Source organism: Okeania sp. SIO2B9, from assembly GCF_010672505.1.
Taxonomy (GTDB): Bacteria; Cyanobacteriota; Cyanobacteriia; order Cyanobacteriales; family Microcoleaceae; genus Okeania; species Okeania hirsuta.
Genome location: NZ_JAAHGK010000166.1, coordinates 1 through 8260, shown reverse-complemented (window position 1 = coordinate 8260; position 8260 = coordinate 1). Strand labels below are relative to the sequence as shown.

At 34.8% G+C, this 8260-nt stretch carries 6 protein-coding genes; 3 read left to right on the top strand and 3 right to left on the bottom strand.

What is annotated here, in order from left to right; genetic code table 11:
* The 3 genes from F6K13_RS08415 to F6K13_RS08405 form a co-directional block, all read left to right on the top strand.
* Positions 1 to 652: ABC transporter substrate-binding protein (locus F6K13_RS08415; protein WP_287287193.1), on the top strand; the 652-nt coding region annotated here is incomplete at its 5' end.
* Between the two features lie 161 nt (positions 653 to 813).
* Positions 814 to 2178: a DUF1800 domain-containing protein gene (locus tag F6K13_RS08410; protein WP_124143719.1), complete on the top strand. Its 1365-nt coding sequence runs from the start codon at positions 814 to 816 to the stop codon at positions 2176 to 2178.
* 476 nt (positions 2179 to 2654) lie between these two features.
* On the top strand, positions 2655 to 3389 hold the full coding sequence (locus F6K13_RS08405) for a tetratricopeptide repeat protein (RefSeq protein WP_124143718.1): 735 nt from the start codon (positions 2655 to 2657) through the stop codon (positions 3387 to 3389).
* Positions 3390 to 3788: 399 nt separating this feature from the next.
* Here the strand turns inward: F6K13_RS08405 and F6K13_RS08400 are convergent, their stop codons facing one another.
* The 3 genes from F6K13_RS08400 to F6K13_RS08390 all read right to left on the bottom strand — a co-directional run bounded on the left by F6K13_RS08400 (position 3789) and on the right by F6K13_RS08390 (position 7615).
* Positions 3789 to 4232 (bottom strand): DUF4332 domain-containing protein, encoded by a 444-nt coding sequence (locus tag F6K13_RS08400; protein ID WP_124143717.1) that lies wholly within the window; start codon positions 4230 to 4232, stop codon positions 3789 to 3791.
* Positions 4233 to 5187: 955 nt separating this feature from the next.
* The gene (locus F6K13_RS08395; protein ID WP_124143716.1) at positions 5188 to 5892 is read right to left on the bottom strand and encodes an HAD family hydrolase; all 705 of its coding nucleotides are present in this window, start codon (positions 5890 to 5892) and stop codon (positions 5188 to 5190) included.
* A gap of 511 nt (positions 5893 to 6403) precedes the next feature.
* Positions 6404 to 7615, bottom strand: a complete 1212-nt coding sequence (locus F6K13_RS08390; protein ID WP_124154279.1) for an NAD(P)/FAD-dependent oxidoreductase — start codon at positions 7613 to 7615, stop codon at positions 6404 to 6406.
* Between the last annotated feature and the right edge of the window lie 645 nt (positions 7616 to 8260).

Sequence of the window (8260 nt, the reverse complement as noted above, 5' to 3'; positions counted from 1 at the left end):
TTTTAAACAAAAACTCTCAGAAAAAGGAGGATATCTCATTGATTCATTTGATATTTCTCGGCCTAATTTTAATGCTAAAAATGCTATCCAAAAAGTCAGAAAATATGGTAAATCAGCTATTGTTCTTGTCCCAGATGGGCAAGTGACTGATTCCTTTGCTCATGCTCTGAAAATCATCGAAGAAAATGATGGTCAAAACTGGATAGTTAGTGATTCCTCAATTTACAGTCCCAAAACCCTAGAGATTGGTCAACCCCAACTCTTGGAAAAACTTATGGTCACCGTTAATTGGCATCATTTGAACAATCCCAAAGATAATTTTGCTAAGACTGCTAAAGAATTGTGGGGAGGTCCTGTTAGCGATCGTACAGCTTTGAGTTATGATGCTGCTCAGGTGCTAATCAAAGGAATTGAGGAAAATGGGGAAAAACATCGTCGGGAAATTAAGAAGATATTGGCAGGTGAAAATTTCCGCGTTGATGGGGTAACAGGAGAAATTACATTTCAACCGAGGACTGGCGATCGCAAAAAACACCCCCTGGAGTTAGTTAAGGTTGTTCGTTGTGATAATCAAGTGTTTAACTTCGTATTTATTCCTGAGAAGTATTCAAAACCTGAAGATGCAGGGTTAAATTGTTCGATTTCTAAATAATATTATTTTCCGATAAGTGTGTTATATCTAATCCGGTAGCATCAGTATTATTTAGTATTAAAGATAAGAGTCTATATTGTGGGGGTGAATGACTATTCACCCCTACGCATTTTATGACAATCAAGGAAATTATATTACCCCACTGATAACTGATAACTGAAATGACTGATATTAAAATTTTACACCTAATTAATCGACTTAGTTTCGGACCAACTCCTGGGCAAATTGAAAAGATTAAAAATATTGGTGTAGAAGCTTATATTCAATCTCAATTACAACCTGATTCTATTCCCTACCCAAAACTATTAACTAAAAAGCTAGAATATCTCGATACATTGCCTCTAAAACCTGGTGAAATAATCACAGAATTACAACAACTTCAGCAACAGGGAAAAGAATTAAAATTAGACCAGAGAGGATTAAATAGAATCAAAGGACGTTTTGAACAAAAAATATTTTTACAAGCTACTAAAGGACGTTTTCTGCGCACTCTAGAAAGTCCGCGTCACTTAGAAGAAGTAATGGTAGATTTTTGGTACAATCACTTTAATGTTTTTGGTCGTCAAGGATTAAATCGTTTATATTTTAGCTCTTACGAACAGCAGGCAATTAGACCTCATGTTTTGGGAAAATTTAGAGAATTATTAGGTGCTACTGCTCATCATCCAGCGATGTTAATTTATTTGGATAATTGGCGGAGTCATCAGGGAAAAATCAATGAAAATTATGCTAGAGAATTATTAGAATTACATACTTTAGGTGTGGATGGAGGCTATACTCAAGATGATATTATTGCTTTAGCAAAGATTTTTACTGGTTGGGGTTTACCTCCTAATGCTAAAAGAGCTGAAGATGTAGATGGATTTTTCTTTGATGAAAAACGTCACGAACCGGGGGATAAATTTTTTCTCGGACAAACAATTAAAGAAAATGGTATTGCTGAAGGTGAAATTGCTTTAGATATTTTGGCTAACCATCCTGCCACAGCTAAACATATTAGTTATAAATTAGCTCAAACTTTTGTGTTAGACCAACCGCCAGAATCTTTAGTTAAAACTTTAGCTCAGATTTTTTTAGAGAGTGAAGGAGATATTTCTGAGGTATTAAAAACTCTCTTCAATAGTTCAGAATTTTGGCAAGTAGAAACACACAATAGTAAGTTTAAAAATCCTTATCATTTTGTAGCTTCTGCCATGAGAGCTATTGGTAACGAAGTTGATAATTTTCGACCTATTAATGGGATTTTAGACCAGTTAGGAATGCCTCTTTATGGTTGTGTTACTCCTGACGGTTATAAAAATACGAAAGAAGCATGGTTAAGTTCAGATACAATGATTCGACGTAGTAGTTTAGCCGTACCTTTATCTGGTGGTTTATTGGGTAGAGGTAAACCTATTAGTGCGGAAAAATTAATGGCGACTTTGGGTAATAACTTTTCTGCTCAAACTCGCACAGTAATTGAAAATAGTTCTCCCGAATTGAGGGCAGCATTAATTTTTGGTAGTCCTGAATTTATGAGGTATTGAAGAAGGAATAGGGAAGAAGGAAGAGGGAAGAAGGAATAGGGAAAAAGTAGATATTTTCTGATAAGGAAGAGGGCAAATTCCACCTTGGAGCTACACCCATAGCGGGCAAGATGCCCGCACTGGAAACATTTAATTGTTAATATCTGTACTTCATAGACATTGAAGAAGGAAGAGGGAAGAAGGAAGAAGGAAGAAGATTTGAAAGTTGGAATTTTCTGTATATTTACGCTCTCTACTTTAAACGAAACTAGGAAAGCAAAAATTTTCTTGAGATACAATAGTAGAAAAATTATGCTCATAGGTAAAATAGGTAAATATGTATAATTGAAAAACAATACATAAATTAATTGCTCAAATTTACCACAATACTTTAGCCTTATCTACGACAACTATCTTGACAGGAAGTCAATTTATCCTTCCTTCTTCCTTCTTCCTGCCCCCTAATTACTCAAAAGACAGAAACAAAAGACTCAAATTTGGATGCTGCTCAAAAAGCTGATCGAGAAGGTCTCCAACTTTTTAAACAACAAACAGCAGAATCTCAACAAAAAGCAATAGAAAAATTTCAAGAGGCAGCAAAACTATATCAAATAGCAGGTGATGAGGTAAAAGCTGCTAATTCTCTTAATATGATTGGCTTAGTTTACTATTCCTTAAGTAACTATCAAAAATCTCTAGAATATTATCAGCAAGTTCTCTCTTTGAGGGAAAAACTTAACCATCAAGAAGGAAAAGCTTATGTATTAGCTTCTATTGGCATAGTTTACTCTGACCTTGGAGAAAAACAACAAAGTCTAGATACTTTCAACCAATCATTACAACTATTTCGAGAACTAAAAAATATCACTCAACAAGCTTTTATGCTTCGTCAAATTGGTATGGTTTACTTTAGTTTAGGGGAAATAGAAAAGGCTAAAAACTCCTTCGATGAAACCCTGAAAATTCAAATAGCAGAAAATGATACAAAAGCTGAAGCAGAAACTCTTCAAACTTTAGCTATGATTTATGTTCAATTAGGAGATAATCAGAAAGCTAGCAAATATCTTAACCAAGCTCAAACACTGCAAAATTCAACAGCAAATAATGATTCTCAAATAGATACCTCTAATACAGAAAATTTGTTTGTTATCCCCACTACGATAGAAGAACATAAAGCTAGAATAGATGCTTTGAAAAAACAATTATCAAATCCCCTACTTCTATTTCTCTAGCTCGTGATCAGGTATTTCTGATATAGAATCAGGTTATATAATATATGTTTATAATTCTATAATTACTTCAGTTACTTCAAGCCTTCAATCTCCCCTACTCCCCTACTCCTGTACTCCCCACCCCCAAATATATGATAAGTATTCAACAGGATTTGATATTACTCCTTTGCCAAAAGCAGGTACCGCTCCTTCAAACAGACGATAAAAATTGGGGTGCATCTCATATTTGCAAAAATACTTTTTTCCTATTAGACATCTGGTAAAAATCAAAAATAAAATCAATTATTATCCATAAATTATCAATTATTTCTCCCTGTTGCCTGTTGCCTGTTGCCTCTTTTCTGGAGATGTCTATTCCCTGTTCCCTATTCCCTAAAAGCGATAAATTTTTGGCTTTATTCAAAATTGATATGCACCCAAAAATTGAGCTTGTTGAATCCATTTTTGAACCAGATCGACAGTGGGACAAAGGTCACGTCTTTGCATAGTTGATACCTGTAATTTTAGGATTTGTTGGTGCAACCTGTGGATAGGTATTTGAGCTAGTTGAGTAACTGAAACAATACCAGCATGGAGCAGAAGTCCACAGTATTGACAGCCGATACTAGGAACTCTAGCTAAGTCTGCTAATGCCACCCATTTCTTGATATATTGAAGATGAATTTGTAGTTGATTTGCTAGGGTGAATTTTTCCTGGGGGGTGTGGGTTATTTCTAGTAGTTTTCTCGTAGTAGTAATGCCATATTCTATTAGTAATTCTTGGTGTTGTTTACTTAAGCCTGGTAATTTTTCAATACACCAGTTTTGAGATTTTGTTGATTGTTTTTTTTGTGTTATTTTCATGTTTATTTTTTCTGTTTTTCAGCTTTGAGCAAATTATAAATGGCTCCTATACCTGATACAAATTACCAAAAATAATGCTATACTTTTGATTAATTCGCTATATCCAATTAACTAATAGAAGAAACAGAGAATATAAAACAAAAATGTCTCTTAGTCTTAGCTTATAGGTAATTTACCAGACTTAATATTTTTCAGCCTTTGAGGGGTTTGACTATTGGGACTTAAACATTTTATGGTCAAAAAATGGCGCTCTTGTCAGTCTAGATAAAGAAATTACGTCAATGCCCTAAAAATGCCTATTCTATTTTGTGTAAGTCCCACTATATATATAGCAATCGTAAATCATTTGTAAAAAGTCAAAAAATAGATAAAAGCTTAAAACTTTTATCCCTATCCCCTGACAGGAGTGAGGTACCAGGAGTATCTTTTGCCAACGCAGGGTTGCAACAGTTACTGTTCCCAGATCCGGTTTCCCTTTTGCCAGATATTTTTATACAACCTTGCCGAGGGCAGCTATAGTAACTCTGTAAGTATATCGAATAAGTTGCTGCAAAACTTCTAATTTTCACTAATTATTTGGGCATTGCTAAGTGGTAATGATTTTTAGATTAAGTATCAACGAAAAACATAAGTTTTTCAATTTTACTTTCAGCTAGTTACCATTAGATTTTAGCAAGGCCATTATTTGTTGGGCTTAATTTGAAGTTTTTACTTAAAATAAGTTTAATATCAGATTATCTTGCTTGTATTAATACTCAAAAAAAATCTGCCCAACTGAGCAGATTTATATTGTCAACATCTACTTTTTGGAGGTTTCTACCATCCTGCATTTAATCATACCAATATTTTGTATCTCGATCATAACAGTTTAATAATTGTTATCTAATTTATAATAAACTATAATAATAATTGCTTGAAAAAGTTCTAAATTAGAGGGTATGACCCCTCAATTTACCTAACTAAAGCTATAATCAAAACAATCAAGAAGAGTAGCAAAGTGATCTTCCTCTGGTTGTAAAACCGTGTTTCTATTTAATAAAAATGCTTTTATTCCTATATTAATTGCACCCTTATAATCAGCAGTTAAACTATCTCCAATATGCACAACTTCTTCAATAGCACAACCACATTTTTGTAAAGCAGCGACAAATATTTTTCGATCAGGTTTAGCTGCTCCTACTTCTGTAGAAATAGTCACATGATCAAAAAAATCTGCTAATTTCAACACTGCTAAAACTGGATAAAGTCGAGAATCAAAATTAGATAAAACTGCTAACTGGATTCCACGATCGCGCCACTTAGTTAATGCAGGTTTCACATCAGGATAAACAAACCAAGGTGCAGCAGTAGCAAAATGATTGTAAAGTTCTCTAAAAAAACTCCTGAAATCAGAAAACTGCTCAAATACTCCCAGTTTTTTGTAAGTTGCAGTAGCGACTTCGCACCACCACTCAAACTCCTGTTCGGGTATTTTAGTAGACTCAACTCCAGGAAATGCCATCGGTGGAGCTATTTTAAAACTTTCAAAAAAAGCTGCATTTACAGCAGAAGGCGAAACATCAACTCCCCACTGACTGGCAAACTGTTGATAAATCTCACCTACACTATCGCGCACACCAAATAAAGTGCCTACAGCATCAAGTAAAATAACTTTAGTCATATTTAAGAAGAAGTAAGAACTAAAAAAGAAGAAAAAAGAAAGAAGAAAGAAGAAAGAGGAAGATTGATATTCCCTTGTTTTAGATATTCCATAAGTCAACAGTAGTCATGGCAGTTGCTATATAGAACCCATTTAATATCTACAGGACTTACGCATTTAACCATATTTAGTAGTCATCACTGCCGTTAACCCATACATATTGTGTATATTTATATTTTGCGTAAGTCCTGATCTATTTAAAAAGAGATGGGGAGGTGGGGAGTATTTTTTAACCTTTTTTTCCATATTCCTTGCCTACCAGTCTTTAATCATAAATTTAGGGTCAAATAAACAAAACACGATAGTGATGTTCAACATGAATGTAAAGATGATTAGAAGGAAAAAAAGAACTAATCATCAGGAAACTTTACGGAATAATTAAGCTTTAAAGTCTCTTCTTTGAAGAAGAAATAAAGACAAAAAATCTTTTTCGCCAATCCTATCGATTTTAAGCAAAGGTAATGATTAATGATTAATTATTAGTTGTTGAAAAACTTGATAGTGCCTCTTGAATAGGATTAACTATCCAGTTGAAAGCAACTTTCATTTGATGATCCAATGTGGGCAAGCGATACAAATAAACTAAACGTCTTGCCAAATGTGCTACCTGACCATCCAGTTTAATTCCTAAACTGGTAAGAGTCGCGTTGTCAAGTCCCAATGCCATCATTTCACCCAATGGCTGATAGCGGAATGGTAACAAAGGTCGCCCAGTTACAGATGCCCAGATATTCCAGGCAACATAATCAGATTGTTGTATCGCTACTTGAGCAGTGGTGGGTACTTTTTGTCCGTCTGCATCTTGGCAGTCTGCTAAATCTCCGAGAGCAAAGATTTGTGTATTGTCTTGCACTTGTAGAGTTGCACTGGTGATGATTTGGTCACGCTGATTTTTTTTCAATGGTAATGACTTTACTACTGGGGCGACTTTTGTACCCACTGTCCACAAAACAATATCTACAGGAATGGTGTCAACTTGCCCTTTGTACTTTAAGGAAATTTGATTAGCTTCAATAGACTCAATTTCTGTTTCTAAGTCAATCCAAATATTTCTTTCAGACAATGCTTGAGAAGCTGCTTCCCGGTTAAATTCTGGGGATGTTCGCAGAATCATATCGCTGCGTTCGACTAATCTAATTCGCCCCTTGTATTGCAAACGATCTGCTAATTTACAAGCTAATTCTACCCCGCTATAACCACCCCCGGCAATGGCGACTCGAATTTTTTCGCGGTCTGATGCTTCTAAAACTCGTAACTTTTCTTGGAGACGGTAAGCATCATCAATGGTGCGGAATGGGATTGCATATTCGGCCGCACCTTTTGCCATTTCCATTGGCGTTTCACCTCCCATAGCTAAAACGAGGCGGTCGTAACTGAATGCTTGACCGTTTTCTAGTTTTACTTGTTGTTGGTTGATATCAATTTCAGAGATAACGCCTTGACAAAAACGAATGTTGGTGTTGGTGAATAACTCTTCAAATGGTGGAGCTATTTCCCAGGTTTGTAATTCCCCGGTCACAAGTTCATATAATAGTGGGGCAAAGAGGAAGCGATCGCGCTGGTCTATCAGAATTATTTCTGGTTTTTCTGACGGTTGCCAGGGAAACTGGATTAGGCGAAGGGCGGTATAAAGTCCACCAAAGCCACCACCAAGGATACAAATGCGCTGAGATTTTTCGGTCATAGTTAAGTAGGGGAAGTTAATATTAGGTTACTTCTTTATAGGATAGCAATATCGGAAGGAAGAGGGAAGAAGGAAGGAGAAAAAAACATAGATCATAATTAAAGCTTCTAGGAGCTTAGTTGCCTAACCCCTACTACAGTTTAGTTTAGCCAAGGATGATATATAGTCATTTCAAATAAGAATGAAACTCTTTCAAGGTAAGAAGCGCTTGTATCAAGCTAAACTGAAATAACTATAATTCTATAATTAAAACATAAAATTTTTGATTTGGATATTTCTAATACTTAGGGTATAGAGCAATGAAATTGGAGGATTATTTTTAATTTTTAAACTCTGATGATATTAGAATTAAAGGAGATATAATTGGTCTTGATGATGTTAATTAAGTTATCAGTTATCATTACCTTTTGTAATAGGAAGCTTTGAAGATGCTGAATTTTCTTTTTTATCCCCTTAAAAGGGGAGGTTTGAGACCTAATTTTTTTGGTCATAGCTGATGATTAGAAAGGATATACACCAGAAAAAAATCAGACTTAATTACTGACTTTAGGTTGAGAAAAAATTTATGCTATTAAAATCAAGAAATAATAGCATAAATTTTTTCTCAACCTAAAGTCAGTAATTAAGTCTGATTTTTTTCTGGTG